Below are 19,246 nucleotides of genomic sequence, written 5' to 3'. Positions count from 1 at the left end.
TTTACTAAATCCGACTTTCAAGCCAGAGTTATTTAAATGACTCTGGCTTTTTATTTCCTAAAAGCCAACGATCAAAGCAAGATTCCAGATTCCTCTCCGTTGCATTTGTAAGGTCATTAAATTATGAAGAAGATATTACTCGGAGCCATGCTTGTTATGTGCTGCACCAATACATTTGCACAGTCGGAACAAGAAAAAATCAACAAAGACGTTTGGTATAACTTTATGCAGGCTTATCAGGATTTGAATGCCAGTCTTTTCAATTACATCCATACAGATGATGTGCTCAGAATACCCATTGATCAAAATCAAATACTAATAGGCAGGGAGTACAAAGATTCTAATCTCAATATGTTCAACTTATGGAATGAGCGCAAAATCAAACAGCGGATTCAGTTCGGTTTTATTAATCGAGTACAAAAAGGAGATTGGGCTTATGAAACAGGCATCTATAGGCTTACACGTTATAATGGCTATACCCCAGAACACCACTATGGCAAGTTTAATGTCACCTTAAAAAAAGTGAATGGCACTTGGAAAATCTATATGGATGCCGATACCAGCGAAAAAGCTACGGTTAATGAAAGTGATTTTCTTAAGACAAAAGCACTCCAATAACTAAAAATACAGGCTTTTAAATCAAAGCAAACTCAAATCATTAATTGATCTACTTTTAATTTAAATACTTGTTAATAGACAATTACTTCCGCTAAAATAATTATTTACCCAGTAGCATTAAATGAAAGATTATCAATGCTTACAAATTGTCTAAAGGTTAAATCATTTTTAAAACTCAAAAACAAAATCATGAAAAAGTTAATTTTTACAATGGCAATTCTTCTGGTCAGCACCATGGCTTTTGCCCAAATTCAAAAAGGAGATATACAGATAACTGGAAATGTTGGGATTCAAAAAACAAACAATGCAGGTACAGAAACATCTAGTTTTTCGCTGTTACCAAAAGCTGGTGTTTTCGTATCGGAGACAACAAGTTTAGGAGGTACTGTTGGGTACACAAGCGGTAAATTTAATGGATCTAAAACTGATAGGTTCAACCTTGGTGCCTACGCACGTTTTCACAAACCTATGGTTGAAAACTTCTATCTGTACTTAGAGCCTTCTTTAACTTTTGGTTTTGGGAATAGAGAAGTAGGTGGAGGCGATGCCGATATTAACTCATTCGATGTAAGGCTTGCTCCAGGAATGACTTACTTCTTGTCTCCTAAATTTGCATTAGATATGAACTGGGGAATGTTGAACTATTCTAAAGAAACCACAAAATTCGGTAATGTTGAAACCGAAAATAAAAACTACGGCTTGAATCTAAACATGAGCAATATTAATTTAGGAGTTAGTTTTTATATCCGTTAAACTCTGTAATTAACTAAAACAAAAAGGTCGAGAGCTTCTATTAGCTCTCGACCTTTTATTTTTTAAGCATCCCTCAAACTACTTTTCAGAAATCAACTTTAGTCCCAAACCATTCACATAGCTTTTGTATGCTGCAAAGTCATTGGCTAAAAGCGCTTTTACCTTGGCTTCCATTGGAGGAATAGCAGCTTCGATGAGCCTCATGGCAGTTTCATCGTTTTTAGTGATTGGCAATTGTACCGACTGCATGGCTCCTCTTACCAAGCCTAGTTTAGCTGAAAGCACGGTTCCATCACTGTAACTTCCTTGAGGTGCAGGCTTGCTGTTAATTTGGTAATACAATTCGTCAATGGCTTTAATCATTTCTTGCCCACGTTTTATCACTGGGTCTGCCACCGATTTTTCTTCTTCTCTCACCCTTGCATTCACTTTTTCAATAGCCGTTTTTGCATTTCGCAAATCGGTGGTCATGGAGTTTACCTTACTCTGTAACTGATTATACTTCTCCATAAACGCTCTTTTGGCAATCATATCTTGCATGTTCACTTCCATTCTAGGGTCTGCAAAAACATTCACTTTGGCTTCGCTTTGTTCGTTTTTATAGCTTACGCGAATGGTGTAAGTACCTGGAAAAACATCTGGGCCACGAGAAAAACGACCTGCTGATGGATCCCCATCAGAATCTAGCCTCCACTCTAATCGGTTCAAACCATTCTTTGCGTTTTGATTTATGGTTTTCACCACCACTCCTTTATCATCAAGAATTTCAACCTTAACGCGCTCTGTTTTATCGTCTTTTCCTTTAAAGTAGAAAGAAATCATGGCATTAGGAGAGCGATTGTCGCCTTCAAAAATGGCATCACCAACTAGGTTGGCGCGGTAGCCAAAAGACTCACCAATAAATGCCTTGTATGCATCTGGCGCATCGAAAGCCTGTACCTGCTTATCAAGTAATTTTTTCATTCCCATGGCCGCCATTGCCCGTAGCGGACGAATATCGTCCAATACCCAGAAAGACCTGCCAAAAGTAGCAATCACCAAATCGTGTTCTCTAGGGTGAATCACCATGTCTTGAGTTGGAAGTGTGCCGTAACCATTGGTCCATTGCGACCAAGTTGCACCAGCATCTATACTTACCCAAAGACCAAACTCAGTGCCTGTAAACATCAATTTTGGTTCAATTGGGTCTTGTACAAAACTCAAGGTTGCGCCTCTCATATCGGTATCATCCACAAGCCTCGTCCAGGTACGGCCAAAGTTCTTGGTATGATAAACATAAGGCGTCCAGTCATGCATTCTGTGGTTATCTATAACCACGAAAGCCTCTGCGGCATCGTATTCAGAAGGTTGAACTTGAGTAATCCAAGCATTGGCAGGAAGTCCTTTCATGTTGCTCACAACATTGTTCCAGGTTTTACCTCCATCTTGGGTCACTTGAACATTGCCATCATCTGTACCTACCCAAATTACACCTGCTTGCTTCGGGCTTGGCCCAATAGCCGTAATCGTTGTGTGGTTTTCAGCATCAGTATTATCATAAGTAAGTCCTCCTGATTTGTAATCTTGTTTAGCAGGATCGTTAGTAGTTAAATCCGGAGAAATGATTTCCCATGATGCACCACGGTCGTTGGTTTTATGTAAGAACTGACTCCCGTAATAAGCGACAGATTCATCAATCTTATCTACTTCTAAAGCCGCATTCCAATTAAAGCGTAAAGCAACACCTTCTGGATGAACCGGACGAACTTTATTCATTAAGCCCGTTACTCGATCATAATAATTCAAGTTTCCGCCCTGCCCCATTGACCAGCCGTAGCGGTTATCTCTTGGGTCGGGTGCCATGTCAAAGCCATCACCGGTACTCAATCGTTGCCAGTAAAAATTACGTATTCCGCCTCTGAACCACGATTGGCTTGGGCCTCTCCAAGAACCATTGTCTTGCGCTCCGCCATAAATATTATAAGGGATGTCATTATCTACTCGAACATGGTAAAACTGTGTAAGCGGAAGGCTCTCTACAAAATGCCAGTTCTTACCTCGATCTCTGGTATAAGTAAGTCCGCCATCATGGCCATCTAAAATATAAGAAGGGTCTTTTGGGTGAATCCACCATGCGTGGTGATCGGTATGTACTCTTCCGCCAGAAACAAAACTGCCCCAAGTTTTTCCTCCGTCTTCAGAAACCGTAACGGTAGAATGGATACTGTAAATTCGATTTTCATTAATCGGATCAACATAGATATCGGCATAGTAAAAAGGTCTTCCACCTATATTTCTGTCTCCATCTTTCGAAACCTGTCTCCAATTAAAACCGCCATCATCTGAACGGAAAATTGCATTCGATTTTGATTCTACATATGCGTAAACTCTGTTGGGATCTGAAGGGGCAAAAGCCAAACCTATACGACCTAAATCGCCTTTTGGCAAACCGTCTTCTGCTGTTCTTCTATTCCAAGTGTCTCCGCCATCTAAACTCACAAATATACCAGAACCAGGTCCGCCTGAATTAAAAAACCAAGGCCATCTTCTGTGTTCCCACATGGCAGCAATGAGTTTATTTGGATTTGAAGGATCGACCACCAAGTCGGCAGCTCCTGTTTTTACATCTATGTACAAAGTCTTATTCCAGGTTTTACCGCCATCTGTGGTTTTATAAATACCTCGTTCTGGATTTTCACCCCAAGGTGTACCTGTAGCTGCAACTACTGCTATTTTCGGGTTATTAGGGTTGAGGATAATTCTGTGAATACCGTTCGTTTTTTCTAATCCTAAAAATTCCCAAGTTCTTCCTTTGTCAATGGTCTTATAAATTCCAGCACCATTGTTCATGCTATTTCGTGGGTTTCCTTCGCCAGTTCCTACCCAAATTTCATTCGGATTATTTTGATTAATGGCAATAGCACCGATTGATGCTGACTTGCCGTCATCAAACAACACATCCCAAGTGGAACCTCCATTTTCAGACACCCATAAACCGCCAGCAGCTGTGCCAGCGTAAATTATATCGGGGTTATTTAGCTCTACATCAAAGGCGGTTATCCTACCACTTGCTCCAGCTGGACCAATGCTCCTTGGCTTCATGTCTTCCAAAAGTGACATATCGATTTTTTGGGCAGAAACGGAGCCTAACAGCCCTATAAAGACCATTAGTGTAAGTAAAATTTTCTTATTCATGATATACTAATATGGTTGATCAATGGAAAAGTAGTAAGCCCATTTAAACAATGGAAACAGTATCGGATAGAAGGAGATTTGCTATTAATTAAACCATATTCTAAAACTTCCGTATATTTGGCCAGCTTGAAAAAATCAGTTACCATATTATTCACTACACTTTACTTGCTAGCCAGCACAGGAATATTGATTGGTCAGCATGTATGCATGGGTAGAGTAAAGGAGACTGCACTATTCAAACAACAGGAAAAAAAGTGCAACATGTCTGCCGAAATGCATAAAAGCATGAAAGACTGTTGTGAGGATGAGTGGTCTTTAACCAAAATCGAAGACACACAACAGGCCTCCGCACTTAACGGCATTCCTAATGCCAATTATCATCTTCTTTATGAAGTGCCATACAGCGAGTTACTTGTTGTTATGGACGAGAAAGAAGAAAAAGTAGAAGTTAAGAACACAGGCCCACCCGATGTCCCCAAACTTGACCTCTATATCGCATACCATTCTCTTAAAATTCCTGCGGCATTACAGTCTTAATCAGCCTTATCATAGGTTAGATTTAGCTGTGCCTTTTTAGAAAGCCATCTTATTCCATTTTTAATCTGGAATAAAATCTAATTGAATTGATTTGTGCTGATCTGCCCTTCCCTTGGGCAAAACCGTCATTTTCTGATTGTAACGCACATTTCAATGATCAATAGACTAATTAAATTCTTTTTAGAAAACCGACTTGTCACCTTTCTTTTTATGGTGGCCTTTGTGGGATGGGGCTTAGTAACAGCACCATTCGATTGGGATATCAACCTACCCAAAGACCCTGTACCCGTAGACGCTATTCCTGATATTGGTGAGAACCAACAAATCGTTTTTACCGAATGGGCTGGAAGGTCGCCACAAGACATTGATGACCAAATCACTTACCCGCTTACCTCTTCCTTATTGGGTATTCCAGGGGTGAAAACCATTCGGAGTTCCTCAATTTTTGGAGTTTCTTCCATTTACATCATTTTCAATGAGGACATAGAATTCTATTGGAGCAGAAGTAGAATTATAGAAAAACTGAATTCGTTGCCCAAAGGCCTTTTACCTGATGGAGTACAGCCTGCCTTAGGGCCTGACGCTACAGGGTTGGGTCAAATTTTTTGGTATACAATTGAAGGAAGGGACGAGAATGGCAACCCTTCTGGCGGGTGGGATCCACAAGAAATTAGAACGGTTCAGGACTACACTGTCAGGTATGCTCTGGCCTCAGCCGAAGGTGTATCGGAAGTTGCTTCTGTGGGTGGTTTTGTCAAAGAATACCAAGTGGACATTGACCCAAATGCCATGGAAGGTTATGGTGTTTCTTTAGATGAAGTGGTCAAGGCTGTAAAGGAATCGAACCAAGATATTGGAGCAAAAACTTTAGAAATTAACCGAGCAGAGTATCTAGTAAGAGGGTTAGGCTATGTTAAAAGTCTTGCTGACTTAGAAAATGCGGTTGTAAAATCAAATTCGAATACACCAATTCTCGTCAAAGATGTGGCCCATGTTTCTTTAGGGCCAATGGCCAGAAGAGGTGCTTTGGATAAATCGGGAGCAGAAGCTGTGGGCGGTGTGGTAGTGGCTCGTTATGGAGCTAACCCAATGGCAGTGATTGATAATGTGAAGCTAAAAATTGAAGAAATCAGTCAAGGCCTTCCTTCAAGAACATTGGAAGATGGCACCGTTTCCAAACTTACCATTGTGCCTTTTTACGATCGCACCAAGTTGATTAAGGAAACCATCGGCACTTTAGAAGAAGCGTTAACGCTGGAAATTCTAATTACGGTTGTGGTGGTATTGGTGATGCTCTTTAACCTAAGAGCCTCAATTCTGATTTCCAGCTTGCTTCCCATTGCTGTACTCATGTGTTTTATTGCCATGCGCTATTTTGGTGTAGATGCCAATATTGTGGCGCTATCAGGAATTGCCATTGCCATTGGCACTATGGTGGATGTGGGGATTGTGCTCACCGAAAACATTACGCAACACTTGAATGAGAAGAAGGATCAGCCGCTTTTGAAAACAATTTTAGAGGCTAGTCAAGAAATTGCATCGGCCATTATCACAGCTGTTCTAACTACAATTGTCAGTTTTATTCCCGTGTTCACTTTGCAGGCTGCGGAGGGAAAATTATTCTCTCCTTTGGCTTACACCAAAAGTTTCGCGCTGATTGCGGCCATCATTGTTGCCCTAATCATTCTGCCCACAATGGCTTATTGGTGCATTGGCTTTAAACCTAAAGGCAAAAACCTAAAGTTAGCACTCAACATTGGGCTAATTGCTTTTGGAGTTTGGGCCTTAACTCTATCCTATTCTTTTGCCGGCTGGATATTGATTGCCTTCGGTATTTTAAATATCATTCGCCATTTTGTTCCCTCTCTTGGCTTCTTGAAATACGGGACTATTGCCATTTCTTTATTGACCATTACTATACTACTAAGTCAAGAATGGATGCCACTTGGGGCTCAAGTAAGTGGCTTGGTCAACTTTATTTTCGTTGCGCTCATAATTGGAATCACCTTAGGCTTTTTTAATCTGTTTATTCACTTCTACCCAAGAATTCTGGATTGGTGTTTACAAAACAGGTTGAAATTTCTACTTGTACCGACTTTCATTGTTTTATTAGGAATCACCATTTGGCAGGGGTTTGATAAGGTGTTTGGCTTTATTCCCGCCACTTTCGGTGACTCAGTTCGCACGAACAAAACCTATTCAAACCTGAGTCATACTTTCCCAGGTATTGGAAAAGAGTTTATGCCTTCATTAGACGAAGGTTCTTTCCTTCTAATGCCTACTAGTATGCCTCACGCAGGAATGGCGCAAAATCTTGAAGTGCTCAAAACTCTAGACATGGCGGTAACTGCTATTCCTGAAATCGAATCTGTCGTAGGGAAATTGGGGAGAACCGAAAGTGCTTTAGACCCTGCCCCCATCTCGATGTACGAAAACATCATCAACTACAAAAGTGAATACCTCACCGATGAAAACGGAAGAAGGCTTCGCTTTAAGAAGGAAGATGGAGAATTTATACGCGATGAAAAAGGCAACTTAATTCCCGATGAAGATGGCTCATACTTTCGCCAGTGGCGAGACCATATTTCTTCCCCAGATGATATTTGGAATGAAATTGTAGAAGCTACTCGTTTACCGGGCGTTACTTCAGCCCCAAAATTACAACCCATAGAAACTCGTCTTGTGATGTTGCAAACCGGCATGCGAGCGCCTATGGGCATAAAAGTAAAAGGCCCAGATTTGGCTACCATTGAGGCATTCGGTCTACAGCTTGAAGATATTCTGAAAGAAGTGCCTTCGGTAAAAACGCAATCGGTTTTTGCTGAACGAATTGTAGGAAAACCCTATTTGCTGATCAACTTAAATCGGGAAGCACTGGCACTTTATGGTTTAAGCGTTGTACAAGTGCAGCAATATTTACAAGTAGCGGTTGGAGGCATGGAACTCTCCAAAACCGTTGAAGGTAGAGAGCGATATCCGATCAGAGTTCGTTACCCTAGAGAATTAAGAGATGACCCTGAGGCACTCAAAAACATTTTGATTCCAACCCCTTCAAATGGCCAAATTCCTCTTGGGCAATTGGCCAGTATAGAGTACACTCAAGGCGCTCAAATGATTAAAAGTGAAGACACCTTTCTTGTGGGTTATGTGATATTCGACAAGAACACGGGGTATGCCGAAACTGATGTGGTGGAGCAAGCGCAAAACTTAATCGACCAAAAAATTGAAAGCGGTGAACTGAAAGTTCCAGCTGGGGTATCATTCAAGTTTGCTGGAAATTATCAAAATCAACAAAGAGCAGAAGCTAGGCTTGCCATAGTTATTCCAATTGTGTTGGCCGTTATTTTCCTAATCCTCTACTTTCAATTCAAATCGGTACCTGTTACGCTTATGGTGTTTTCTGGAATTGCAGTAGCCTTTGGCGGAGGATTCCTAATGTTAGGCCTATATGGTTGGGATGGCTTCCTCGACTTCAGTTTGTTCGGCACCAATATGCGAGAGCTGTTTCAAATCAGCCCAATCAATTTAAGTGTAGCGGTTTGGGTAGGTTTTATTGCGCTGTTTGGAATTGCTACGGACGATGGTGTTTTAATTGCCACTTACCTAACCCAATCTTTTGAAGGAAAGGAGAACCTAAATAAAGATGAAATTCGAGCCTTGGTAATTGAAGCTGGTAAAAGAAGAGTACGCCCTTGTTTAATGACAACCGCCACTACCCTACTAGCATTATTGCCTGTTTTGACTTCCTCAGGAAGGGGGGCTGATGTGATGATCCCAATGGCGATTCCATCCTTTGGAGGAATGCTTATTGCCTTAATTACACTGTTCGTGGTACCTGTACTTTACTCTTTTTACAAGGATGCACAGTTCCGATCAACATTAAAAATGAAATCGCTATGAACCAGCCATCATACAATTTAATATATCAATTAAACAAATATACCGCTCTTACCATTAAGCTTATTCAGTTAGTGAGTTTTCAGTTACTTTCAAACATTCAAACTATTGAATATCAACTAAAAAGCGTTGTTAATTTTCGCTTAAGAAAAAACATTTTTTATATCTGTGGTGTATGGATATTGATGGGAATGGGCCTTCGGGCTCAATCCCCTCTTAATGATTACCTCATGATTGCCGCAGAGCAAAATCCAGCTCTAAAAGCCAAATACAATCAATACTTAGTTGCCTTAGAAAATGCTAATCAACAAGGGGTTTTACCAGACCCAAATTTAAGTTTTGGTTATTTCATTTCTCCAGTAGAAACCCGTGTAGGTGCTCAACAGCTTAAATTGTCCATCTCACAGATGTTTCCGTGGATGGGTACACTCAAAACCAAAGAACAAGCAGCAACAAGTATTGCCAAAGCTCGGTTCGAAGAGTTTGAAGAAGCTAAAAATCTTCTTTTCCTTAACGTGAAAACAAAATGGCTGCTTCTTTTTGAGGTTCAAGAAGAAATAAGGATTACTACAGAAAACCTCCGTATACTTCGCTCTTACGAGCCCATTACCAAAACAAAATACGAATCTAGTTTAGTCTCATTAACAGACTTGGTGAGAGTTCAGATTACCATTGAACAGTCGCAGACGAAACTAGAATTACTTGAGCTTAAAAAAGCTAGCCTACTTGGAGATTTCAATACCTTACTGAACCGCGACTTAAATACCGAGGTAATTATCAACGAGTCGTTGGAAATTAATAGCCAGCATAATGCCTCATTAGACTCAGTATTGGTTAATCAACCAGGAATTAAGGCCGCGCAAGCAAATTTAGAAGCCGTAGACAGCGAGGTTATTCTTGCCCAGCTCAAAAGAAAACCCAATATAGGTGTAGGCTTAGATTATGTGATGGTAAACAAGCGCAAAGACATGACCATGGCCGATAACGGTAAAGATGTGTTAATACCCATGTTAACTGTTAGCTTACCTATTTTCGGTAAGAAGAATCAATCTGTTATTAAAGAAGCCGAGCTTAAAAAAGAAGTGATTGCAGGACAGTACTACGGTTTACAAAATCAGCTACGAAACACCTGGAACACTACTGAATTTGATATTCAAACGGCACTTAAAGAGCTGAATCAAATTGATAGTGAGGTAAATAAAACACAGACTTTACTGAGTATTCTGATCAGTGAATACACTAATGACAACCGTAATTTCGAAGACTTATTGGCCACGCAACAAAAGCTATTGCAGTTACAGCTAACCAAAATCAAATCTAAAATCAAACACAGAGAGGCGCTTTACAAGAGAGAGTACCTCACTGGTTCAACCTTAAACCAATTCAAATGAAACCGAAAACTATAACCTTACTTTTTAGCATTGCGCTAAGTTTTATGCTTTATGCATGCGCTGGAGAAAAGAAGCAGGCTGAAGAGCTTAAAGAGCCTACAGCCAGTGAAGAAGTAGCTAAGCCCAAAAGCCCAGCAGCTTCCGCCAAAAACACGATTGGAAACACTCAGGTACAAATAGACTATTATTCACCAGGAGTAAGAGGAAGAAATATTTATGGAGGCTTGGTTGCCTATAATGAAGTATGGGTAACAGGAGCGCACAGTGCCACTTCTATAGAATTTTCTACCGATGTTGAGCTTAATGGAAATAAGGTAAGCAAAGGCAAATACGCCTTGTTTACCATACCGGACAAAAATGAATGGACGTTGATCATAAACACCGATTACAACCAGCATTTGGCCGACAACTATGACCAAGCTAAGGATGTTTTAAGACTACAGCTGGTGCCTGAAAAACTAGAAACTATTCAGGAACATTTACTCTACGAGGTTAATTCTGTAGATAACAATACCGGAGAAATTTCAATCAGTTGGGCTGAAATAAAAGTATCATTCAAAATAGCTACATCATGACCTACATTCGATATATAGTGAGTTTTGGTCTTATCGGACTACTTGTAGGCTGCAATAACGCTAAAGAAGAGAAGCCATTTTTCGATAAGCTAGATTTAAAAACCATGGACGGTAAAGCACTGACCGTAGCAGATTTAAACGGAAAAATGGCCTTTGTAAACGTTTGGGCCACTTGGTGTGGCCCATGTTTGAAAGAAATGCCTTCAATAGAAAGGGCTAAAGCAAAATTGGAAAACGAAGGCTATGTATTCATTGCTGTTTCTAATGAAGAGCATGATAAAATAGAAAGCTTCATTGCAAAAAATGATTACACATTCGATTTTGCCAAGTTAGGAATGGGGCTTGAAGCGCTCAATATATACTCTCTTCCAGCCTCATACATTATAGACGGAAAAGGTAATCTCGTTTACGAACACATGGGCGCCAAAGAATGGGACAGCCCAGAAAATATTTCATTGTTCAAATCCCACCTTAAAAATTAAACCATGAAAAAGATTTACTCAATTTTAATCATTGCAATTGTTGCAGCCTCTTCCTGCCAGTCGGCAAAGGAAGTAGAGCCTACAGTTACCAATATTGATAGTCCTGCCGCAGAAGGAAGCCAAGAACCAAACCTCTTTACTGACAAAGCAGGAAACGTCTATTTATCGTGGGTTGAGAAAAAAGAAAAAAAAGCGATTCTCTCGTTTTCTAAATTAGAAAATGGCCAATGGACTTCTCCTAAAAAGATAGCAGAAGGAGGCAACTGGTTTTTGAACTGGGCCGATTTCCCTTCCATTGCTGTCAATGAAGACTGGATGGCCGCACATTGGCTACAAAAAAGAACCGAGAGTACTTACGATTACGATGTGCATATCACCACAGCTAGTAATTCTGGAAATAACTGGATGGAATCGTTTATTCCACACAAAGACAACATAGCCGCAGAACATGGATTCGTGAGCATGATGCCTATTGATAAGGACAGAATGATAGCGACTTGGCTTGACGGAAGGTTTACCAAAGGTGAAGGACACGAAAGTGCAGATGGCCATTCAATGGGAGGTGGAGCCATGACGCTAAGGGCCGCTATTTTTGATAGAACAGGAGAGATATTAGAAGAATGGGAGTTAGACAATCGTGTATGCGATTGTTGCCAAACATCTGTTACCATGACAGACAACGGCCCTGTAGTAGTTTATAGAAATCGTTCCGAAGAAGAAATCAGGGACATGTCGATTGTACGCTATGTGAATGGCGAATGGACAGCACCACAAATCATTAATGCAGACGATTGGAAAATAGCAGGTTGCCCAGTAAATGGCCCATCAGTTACCTCAAGCGGTCAAAACACTGCAGTAGCTTGGTTTACCGCCAGCGGAGGCGTTCCTACTGTTAAACTTGCCATTTCAACCGATGCAGGCGCTACATTCTCAGCCCCAATTGTAGTGAGTGAAAAAATAACAAGCGGAAGAGTAGATGCTACTATGCTGCCAGACCAAACGGTATTGGTAAGCTATATGGAAACCAAGAATGACGCAGCACAAATCATGTTAGCACAATACAATCAAAAAGGAGAGTTGCTTCAAAAAATGGAAGTAGCCAAATCATCCTCATCAAGAAGCAGCGGATTTCCTGTGCTCACCAGCAACAAGGAAGATGTTTATGTTTCGTGGACAGAAATTGGTGAGACTTCAATGGTGAGAACAGCAAAAGTTAATTTATAAGCCGATGAAAATAAACAGATCAATAGTAATAACAGGCTTAGTAACCCTCGGTTTAGGGCTACTTATTGGAGCACTGTTTTTAGGAGGAAGCCCCAACCCCACTGTCCAGCTTGATGGGCATGAAGGTGAAGGTCATAAGTTAGAGCAAACCGCTTCTGGGCTATGGACCTGCTCAATGCATCCTCAAGTTCGGCAGCCAGAACCAGGCGATTGCCCCTTCTGCGGTATGGATTTAATTCCTTTAAAGGAAGAAAGCGGTAGCGACAATCCGAAAATGCTGAAAATGTCGAATGCAGCAATTCAATTGGCCAATATTCAAACCTCCATTATTGGAAGCGGAAATACTAAAACAGGGTTAGTATTGAACGGAAAAGTAAAAGCAGACGAACGCAGAGTAAATGTACAAACCACTCATTTTGCTGCCAGAATTGAAAAACTGTACAAAAACTTTGAGGGTGAAACCGTACGCAAAGGCGACAAAATAGCCGAACTCTATTCGCCCGAATTGGTTACTGCGCAAGAAGAACTCATTGAAGCCAAAAAGGTAGAAGGTTCAAACCCTATTTTGCTCGAAGCTGCGCGTAAAAAACTTCACCATTGGAAGTTGAGCATGGAGCAGATTCAGAAAATTGAAAGCTCTAATAAACCCATGCGTACCTTCGATTTACTTGCTGATTATGATGGAATTATAACCAAGAAAATGGTAAGCAATGGAGACCACCTTAATGAAGGTGGAGTGCTTCTGGAAATCACTGACCTAACTAAAGTTTGGGCTGTTTTTGAAGTATATGAAAGAGACTTAAAAAATTTAAGTGTAGGTCAGCAAATTGACTTCACCACAAGGTCAGTTTCTAGCCAGCAATTTTCAGGAAAAATAGCTTTTATCGAGCCGGTGTTAAATGCAAACAGCAGAGTTGTAGAAGTTCGGGTAGATGTTAATAACGCGAATGGGGCACTAAAGCCTGATGTTTTCTTGAAAGGTAAAGTAACCATGAACTCAGAAAGTGGTGGTCTGATGGTGCCTAAATCAGCTGTTTTATGGACAGGCGAACGTTCTGTAGTTTACACCAAAGTGAATGAAGAAGGCAACGAATACTTTATGTTGAATGAAGTAACCTTAGGCGATGCTTCAGGCGACTATTATCAAGTAAAATCTGGCCTGTCTATCGGTGACGAAGTGGTCACCAATGGCGCATTCACTTTAGACTCTGAGTCGCAGCTCAAAGGCAAAATAAGCATGATGAATCCTAGAAAAAATACAGCAGAAGCCTCTAGCTCTGGTTTTCCTGTAGTCACTTTACCCGAATCAAAAGATTTCAAAAGTCTTGTGGTGGCTCCTTTCCAAAAACAGCTTGGAGCAGTAGCCACAGCCTATATCGACTTAAAGGATAAAATGGTAAAAGGTGAGGCAAATAGCATTAAAAGTGCAGCTGTGAAAATGAAGGAGCAGCTTTCGAAAGTAAATATGAGCCTGACCAAAGGTGAAGCCCATACGCACTGGATGGCCATGCTGAACCCAATGGATGAAAGCCTTAAAAAAATAGAAGGAAGTAACGACAGAGACCAACAAAGGCTAGAATTCATTAATCTTTCTAAAGCCCTAATCAATGCCATTGAGTCGTTCGGCACAGACATTAACAATCCACTCTACGTTCAGTTTTGCCCTATGGCAAACGACAACAAAGGAGCAACATGGATAAGCAAAGACGAGAACATTATTAACCCATACTTTGGAGACATGATGCTGACCTGCGGAAGTGTGGAGTCGGTGATTGGTCATTAGACGCTAGATAATAGACTTTAGAAATAAACGAAAACAACAATTAATCATACTTGGAAAAAAGCAATCAAAAACTGATACACTGATTGCTGATTTCCTTTTAACTAAAAAGAACATGAAAAGAGCAATTATATTAATCGCATTGGTAGCCACAGTGGTTGCCTGCGGTGGAAACAAAGAAGAAAAATCAACAGCAAAAGTAAACTTGGTAGAAAACTACTTGGCTCTAAAAGATGCCCTTGTAGCCACTAATCCTGCACAAGCGCAAACAGCAGCCAAAGCATTTTTAGAAGTGAATAACAATGACGCTTTAACAGCGGATTTGAAAACCATAGCCGCCAGCACCGATGTAGCGGCTCAACGCATTGCATTCGAAGGCCTATCTGTAAATATGTATTCAATTGTAAAAGCAGGCGGTTCTGAAACTGTGCTCTACAAGCAGTATTGTCCTATGGCCTTTAACAACAAAGGAGCCTATTGGTTAGCAGCCGAAGAGCAAGTAAACAATCCATATTTCGGTGATAGAATGCTTCATTGTGGAAGTGTTCAAGAAACTATCAATCAGTAAAATCAATCTCAAAAATTCGGGATAAAGTAGATTGCTCTACTTTATCCCAAAATTACCAAGTTATTTTTCCAACCGCTCAATGATTCTTTTCATTTGAGCAATTTCTTTCTCTTGGGCCTCAATAATTTGCTTTGCCAATTCAGCAGTTTCAGGATCTTCAAACGTTGCATTTTCACTTACCATGATGGCCGAAGAATGGTGAGGAATCATGGCCTTCATATACTGTACGTCCTTAATTGGAGTTTGCGTTCTCAATGCAGTTAATACAACAATAAACACGATTGCAGCCCCTGAAATAATCACCGTATTAAGTCGTTTGTTTTCATACATTCCCCACATAAACAACATCATACTAACAGCCATTGGAGCTACCATCAGTAAACTCATGTAAGTTCGGGTGGTGCTTAACAAAATGTGGTCTATCTCGGCCACGTTTAAAAACATGATTCCGTACATCATCATAAATGAGACGAGCATCATAAATAAAAACTTTATGTAGGGTGATGATTTTTGGTTTGGGTTATTCATAACAACATGATTTAGCTTAAAAACAGCAGGTTAAAACAACCTATCTATCAAACACTCAAACCAAAAAACCATGCCGAAATCATCATTATTGAAAGAAGCAACTCCTAAGCAATCTCTCCACACTCCTTCAGTTTTTATGTAGAAAACGAACCTCATGTTTAAGGGAGAAAAAACCACAGAACACCCAAATATGCCATTCCATTTTAATAAATTGGGATCATGAAACTGCACATAAAAAACATGGTATGTAATCGCTGCATTAAAGCAGTAGAAAACGCAGTTTTTAATACACTTGGCACTCAAGTAAGCCACATCCAACTTGGAGAAGTAGAACTCGCGTCTCCTATTTCAGATGAAGAAAAACAGCGACTTGCTAACCAACTCCAATTACTTGGTTTTGAGTTACTCGACAATGAAAAATCAGAACGAGTAACGCAAATCAAAAGTCTCATTATTAATGAAATTCATCATGGCGTAGGTTTAAAGCAAGAGAATGAGAATTTTTCCGTTTTTATATCTTCAAAAATGGGGTATGACTACTCTTACCTGAATGAATTATTTTCTTCTTTAGAAGGAAAAACCATTGGCCAATACATTACTCTTCAAAAAATTGAGCGGGCCAAAGAGCTCATCATTTATGATCAGCTGGGCTTGGCCATCATAGCTGACCAGCTGGAGTATAACAGTGCGCAATACCTTTCGGCACAATTCAAAAAAACCACAGGTATGACACCATCGGAGTTTAAAAAGTTAGGACTTCGGAAATCTATAGATTACCATTAGCTAGAAAAAGTGTACATCTAATCTGATTTTGTGTACGCCATCATTTTCTCCACTTCGCCACCTTTGTTCCAACAAATTCTAAATCAAAAATGGAACATCAATATCAAATTACCGGAATGACTTGTGAAGGCTGCAAAGCCAAAGTGCGTAGAACTTTAGAAGCTTTCTCTGAAGTAACAGAAGCCAACATAAACTTGGCAGATGGAATAACAACCATCAAAATGAATAGTCATGTTAACACCGCTCAATTTCAATCCGCACTATCAGAAAAAGGTAATTATACCATCTCCGAAGTACACTCAAACCCCATGAGCACAATGACCATGGAAGAAGAACCAAAAGGCTTTTTTACCACCTATAAGCCCCTTCTTTTAATTGTTGCTTTTATAGCAGGAGTAAGCGTTTTGGCCCAAACCCCTTTAGATTCATTTTCTGGAATGCTATGGATGCGCTATTTTATGGCAGGCTTCTTTATTGTTTTCTCCTTTTTTAAACTACTCAACCTTCAAGGTTTTGCCGATTCATATAGAATGTATGATATAGTTGCTGAAAAATGGAAAGGATGGGGCTACATCTATCCTTTTGTTGAATTGGTCTTGGGCTTGGCTTATCTTACAAATTGGAATCCCAACATTACCAATTGGACCACTGTAATAGTACTGGGCGTAAGCACTATTGGAGTAGTAAAAAGTAACTTGAACAAACGAAAAATTAAGTGCGCTTGCCTTGGCGATGTATTCAACCTTCCTATGAGCACAGTAACTGTTGTCGAAGACGTTACCATGGTGGCAATGGCGGCATTTATGTTGATATAATTAAACTTTAATTCTTGAGTTATGGAACATAAGAATCACGAAAATCATCATGCGCATCATGATCATTCCGCGCATAAAAATCATCAAGACCACCATAGTCAAGCTGGGCATGGTCATGGTGGTCACGATCATGGAAGTATGATTGAAGACTTTAAAAGACGTTTTTACATCTGTCTTTTAATCAGTATCCCCGTTTTGGTGCTTTCTCCCATGATTCAAGGTTTTTTTGGGTTTGAATTTACCTTCATTGGTGCTTCTTATGTTTCAGCAACCCTATCGTCATTCATTTTCTTTTATGGAGGGTGGCCCTTTTTAAAAGGCTTGAAAGATGAGCTTTCGAAGGGAGGGCCTGGCATGATGACACTAATAGCCATAGCCATCACCGTAGCTTGGGCATACAGCACAGCAGTTGTTTTCGGTTTATCAGGAAAAGTATTCTACTGGGAATTGGTTACCCTAATAGATATTATGCTTTTGGGTCATTGGATCGAAATGAAATCTGTAATGGGTGCTTCGAAGGCGTTAGAAAAGCTGGCCGAGCTTATGCCTTCTGAAGCCCATTTAGTTACAGAAGATGGGGTTAAAGACATTAAACTGAATGAGATACACAAAGGAGATATTATACTTATTAAACCCGGAGAAAAAATCCCAGCAGATGGGCTTATTGTTGAAGGTGAAAGCGAATTGGATGAAAGCGCACTTACTGGTGAAAGTAAGCCTGTTAGTAAAACCATTGATGATCAAGTGATCGGAGGTGCAATCAATATTGATGGATCGCTTAAAGTAAAAGTGAATACCGCTGGCGAAGACAGCTATCTGAACAAGGTAATTAAACTGGTAAAGGAAGCACAGCAAACAAAATCGAAAACACAAAACCTAGCAGATAAGGCAGCTGGAGCCTTAGCCTATGTGGCTATAATTGGCGGTCTAACCACCCTGATTTATTGGTGGTTCTTTAGCGATCAAGATTTCAACTTCGCTTTGGAACGCATGGTCACGGTCATGATCATTACATGTCCCCATGCCTTGGGGCTTGCTGTGCCTTTGGTATCAGCCATTTCAACTACCTATTCAGCCAAAAACGGCCTGTTGATCAGAAACCGAACTGCCTTTGAAAACTCAAGAAAGATTACCGCCATTGTTTTTGATAAAACAGGCACTTTGACCAAAGGTGAATTTGGTGTGAAAGAAATCTGTGTAATGGATAGCAACATAGACAAAAATGAGTTGTTAACTGTTGCCGCAGCAATAGAGCAAGAATCGGAGCACCCTATTGCTAAAGGTATTGTGAGGCACGCCAAAAAACAAAAACTCAACTTGCCTTCCATTAGCAGCTTTAAGGCAGAAAAAGGAAAGGGGGTTGAAGCTCTAATTGATGACATACAATTCAAAATAGTTAGCCCTGGATACTTGAAGGAAGTTGGTCTTGAAATACCGAATGAAGCATTTGACAATTCCTCTGAAACTGTAGTTTTTATATTAAAGGAAAACACTTTAGCAGGTTACCTTAAACTGACCGATAGCATTAGAGATGAAAGTCAAGATGCCATCCATCTTCTTCAGAAAAAAGGAATTAAAACCTATATGGCCACTGGCGATAACAGCCAAACCGCCAAGTCTGTATCCGATCAATTAGGGCTTGATGGTTATTACAGTGAAGTATTGCCACATCAGAAATCCGAAATCATAACCGAGCTTCAACAGAAAGGAAACTTTGTAGCAATGACTGGCGATGGAGTAAACGATGCACCGGCATTGGCCAAAGCCGATGTAGGAATAGCAATTGGGTCAGGTACCGATGTGGCTGCCGAAACAGCAGATATTATTTTAACAGAAAGTAGCCCTAAAGACATCACACGTTTGATAGAATTTGGACAAGCAACTTACCGTAAAATGATACAAAACTTGGTTTGGGCCACTGGCTACAATGTGGTAGCAATACCATTGGCTGCCGGAACACTTTTTAACCAGGGCATTATGATTAGTCCAGCCGTGGGGGCCGCACTAATGAGTTTAAGCACCATTGTATGTGCAGTAAATGCACAGCTTCTGAAAAAACAGATCAGCAATAAAGAAGGTTGAAATAATTAAGTTCAACTAAATAAATATCCATTTGAAACA

Annotated in this window: 15 protein-coding genes; 13 read left to right on the top strand and 2 right to left on the bottom strand. The window is 40.3% G+C overall.

The window, feature by feature from the left end:
- Nucleotides 1-123: 123 nt before the first annotated feature.
- Together AWW67_RS01565 and AWW67_RS01560 are read left to right on the top strand one after the other, a co-directional pair.
- Nucleotides 124-618, top strand: coding sequence for a Cif family virulence factor (locus AWW67_RS01565; RefSeq protein ID WP_062299759.1), 495 nt, complete (start codon nt 124-126; stop codon nt 616-618).
- A 189-nt stretch (nt 619-807) separates the two neighbouring features.
- Nucleotides 808-1,371 carry an outer membrane beta-barrel protein gene (locus AWW67_RS01560; protein WP_082793956.1) on the top strand — a complete coding sequence of 188 codons (564 nt, stop codon included), beginning with the start codon at nt 808-810 and terminating at the stop codon, nt 1,369-1,371.
- A gap of 78 nt (nt 1,372-1,449) precedes the next feature.
- On the opposite strand, the gene AWW67_RS01555 is transcribed toward AWW67_RS01560, so the two are convergent.
- A complete protein-coding gene (locus AWW67_RS01555) occupies nt 1,450-4,545 on the bottom strand; it encodes a VPS10 domain-containing protein (protein WP_062299756.1) in 3,096 nt (1,031 codons plus the stop codon).
- 126 nt (nt 4,546-4,671) lie between these two features.
- Here AWW67_RS01555 and AWW67_RS01550 point away from each other — a divergent pair, with 126 nt between their 5' ends.
- The 8 genes from AWW67_RS01550 (at nt 4,672) to AWW67_RS01515 (ending at nt 14,999) form a co-directional block, all read left to right on the top strand.
- Nucleotides 4,672-5,082: an HYC_CC_PP family protein gene (locus AWW67_RS01550; protein ID WP_141655352.1), complete on the top strand. Its 411-nt coding sequence runs from the start codon at nt 4,672-4,674 to the stop codon at nt 5,080-5,082.
- Nucleotides 5,083-5,235: 153 nt separating this feature from the next.
- Entirely contained in the window at nt 5,236-8,982 is a 3,747-nt protein-coding gene (locus AWW67_RS01545; RefSeq protein WP_062299753.1) for an efflux RND transporter permease subunit, read from the top strand.
- The gene (locus tag AWW67_RS01540) at nt 8,979-10,370 is read left to right on the top strand and encodes a TolC family protein (RefSeq protein WP_062299752.1); all 1,392 of its coding nucleotides are present in this window, start codon (nt 8,979-8,981) and stop codon (nt 10,368-10,370) included. Before AWW67_RS01545 ends, AWW67_RS01540 begins: the two co-directional genes overlap by 4 nt.
- Nucleotides 10,367-10,945 carry a DUF2911 domain-containing protein gene (locus tag AWW67_RS01535; protein WP_053224936.1) on the top strand — a complete coding sequence of 193 codons (579 nt, stop codon included), beginning with the start codon at nt 10,367-10,369 and terminating at the stop codon, nt 10,943-10,945. Before AWW67_RS01540 ends, AWW67_RS01535 begins: the two co-directional genes overlap by 4 nt.
- Nucleotides 10,942-11,427 carry a TlpA family protein disulfide reductase gene (locus tag AWW67_RS01530; protein ID WP_062299750.1) on the top strand — a complete coding sequence of 162 codons (486 nt, stop codon included), beginning with the start codon at nt 10,942-10,944 and terminating at the stop codon, nt 11,425-11,427. The genes AWW67_RS01535 and AWW67_RS01530 overlap by 4 nt, the downstream gene beginning before the upstream one ends.
- A 3-nt stretch (nt 11,428-11,430) precedes the next feature.
- A complete protein-coding gene (locus AWW67_RS01525; protein WP_062299749.1) occupies nt 11,431-12,651 on the top strand; it encodes a hypothetical protein in 1,221 nt (406 codons plus the stop codon).
- 4 nt (nt 12,652-12,655) lie between these two features.
- Nucleotides 12,656-14,434 carry an efflux RND transporter periplasmic adaptor subunit gene (locus AWW67_RS01520; RefSeq protein WP_062299748.1) on the top strand — a complete coding sequence of 593 codons (1,779 nt, stop codon included), beginning with the start codon at nt 12,656-12,658 and terminating at the stop codon, nt 14,432-14,434.
- A 112-nt stretch (nt 14,435-14,546) separates the two neighbouring features.
- Nucleotides 14,547-14,999 carry a DUF3347 domain-containing protein gene (locus AWW67_RS01515; protein ID WP_062299746.1) on the top strand — a complete coding sequence of 151 codons (453 nt, stop codon included), beginning with the start codon at nt 14,547-14,549 and terminating at the stop codon, nt 14,997-14,999.
- 60 nt (nt 15,000-15,059) lie between these two features.
- Here AWW67_RS01515 and AWW67_RS01510 read toward each other — a convergent pair whose 3' ends face one another.
- Entirely contained in the window at nt 15,060-15,527 is a 468-nt protein-coding gene (locus AWW67_RS01510; protein ID WP_062299745.1) for a DUF305 domain-containing protein, read from the bottom strand.
- A 219-nt stretch (nt 15,528-15,746) separates the two neighbouring features.
- Here AWW67_RS01510 and AWW67_RS01505 point away from each other — a divergent pair, with 219 nt between their 5' ends.
- The 3 genes from AWW67_RS01505 to AWW67_RS01495 all read left to right on the top strand — a co-directional run bounded on the left by AWW67_RS01505 (nt 15,747) and on the right by AWW67_RS01495 (nt 19,207).
- Nucleotides 15,747-16,310, top strand: a complete 564-nt coding sequence (locus AWW67_RS01505; protein ID WP_062299743.1) for a helix-turn-helix domain-containing protein — start codon at nt 15,747-15,749, stop codon at nt 16,308-16,310.
- An 89-nt stretch (nt 16,311-16,399) separates the two neighbouring features.
- Nucleotides 16,400-17,125 (top strand): heavy-metal-associated domain-containing protein, encoded by a 726-nt coding sequence (locus tag AWW67_RS01500; RefSeq protein ID WP_062299741.1) that lies wholly within the window; start codon nt 16,400-16,402, stop codon nt 17,123-17,125.
- 21 nt (nt 17,126-17,146) lie between these two features.
- Nucleotides 17,147-19,207, top strand: a complete 2,061-nt coding sequence (locus AWW67_RS01495; protein WP_062299739.1) for a copper-translocating P-type ATPase — start codon at nt 17,147-17,149, stop codon at nt 19,205-19,207.
- The last annotated feature ends 39 nt before the right edge of the window (nt 19,208-19,246 follow it).

The organism is Roseivirga seohaensis, assembly GCF_001592945.1.
GTDB classification, from domain to species: Bacteria; Bacteroidota; Bacteroidia; order Cytophagales; family Cyclobacteriaceae; genus Roseivirga; species Roseivirga seohaensis.
Note: the sequence above shows the minus strand (reverse complement) of the source record. Positions and strands in the feature narration are given on the sequence as shown.

Coding starts and splice junctions, on each gene's coding strand:
- AWW67_RS01565 (WP_062299759.1), top strand. CDS start 124: ATGAAGAAGATATTACTCGGAGCCATGCTTGTTATGTGCTGCACCAAT.
- AWW67_RS01560 (WP_082793956.1), top strand. CDS start 808: ATGAAAAAGTTAATTTTTACAATGGCAATTCTTCTGGTCAGCACCATG.
- AWW67_RS01555 (WP_062299756.1), bottom strand. CDS start 4,545: ATGAATAAGAAAATTTTACTTACACTAATGGTCTTTATAGGGCTGTTA.
- AWW67_RS01545 (WP_062299753.1), top strand. CDS start 5,236: ATGATCAATAGACTAATTAAATTCTTTTTAGAAAACCGACTTGTCACC.
- AWW67_RS01540 (WP_062299752.1), top strand. CDS start 8,979: ATGAACCAGCCATCATACAATTTAATATATCAATTAAACAAATATACC.
- AWW67_RS01535 (WP_053224936.1), top strand. CDS start 10,367: ATGAAACCGAAAACTATAACCTTACTTTTTAGCATTGCGCTAAGTTTT.
- AWW67_RS01530 (WP_062299750.1), top strand. CDS start 10,942: ATGACCTACATTCGATATATAGTGAGTTTTGGTCTTATCGGACTACTT.
- AWW67_RS01525 (WP_062299749.1), top strand. CDS start 11,431: ATGAAAAAGATTTACTCAATTTTAATCATTGCAATTGTTGCAGCCTCT.
- AWW67_RS01520 (WP_062299748.1), top strand. CDS start 12,656: ATGAAAATAAACAGATCAATAGTAATAACAGGCTTAGTAACCCTCGGT.
- AWW67_RS01515 (WP_062299746.1), top strand. CDS start 14,547: ATGAAAAGAGCAATTATATTAATCGCATTGGTAGCCACAGTGGTTGCC.
- AWW67_RS01510 (WP_062299745.1), bottom strand. CDS start 15,527: ATGAATAACCCAAACCAAAAATCATCACCCTACATAAAGTTTTTATTT.
- AWW67_RS01505 (WP_062299743.1), top strand. CDS start 15,747: ATGAAACTGCACATAAAAAACATGGTATGTAATCGCTGCATTAAAGCA.
- AWW67_RS01500 (WP_062299741.1), top strand. CDS start 16,400: ATGGAACATCAATATCAAATTACCGGAATGACTTGTGAAGGCTGCAAA.
- AWW67_RS01495 (WP_062299739.1), top strand. CDS start 17,147: ATGGAACATAAGAATCACGAAAATCATCATGCGCATCATGATCATTCC.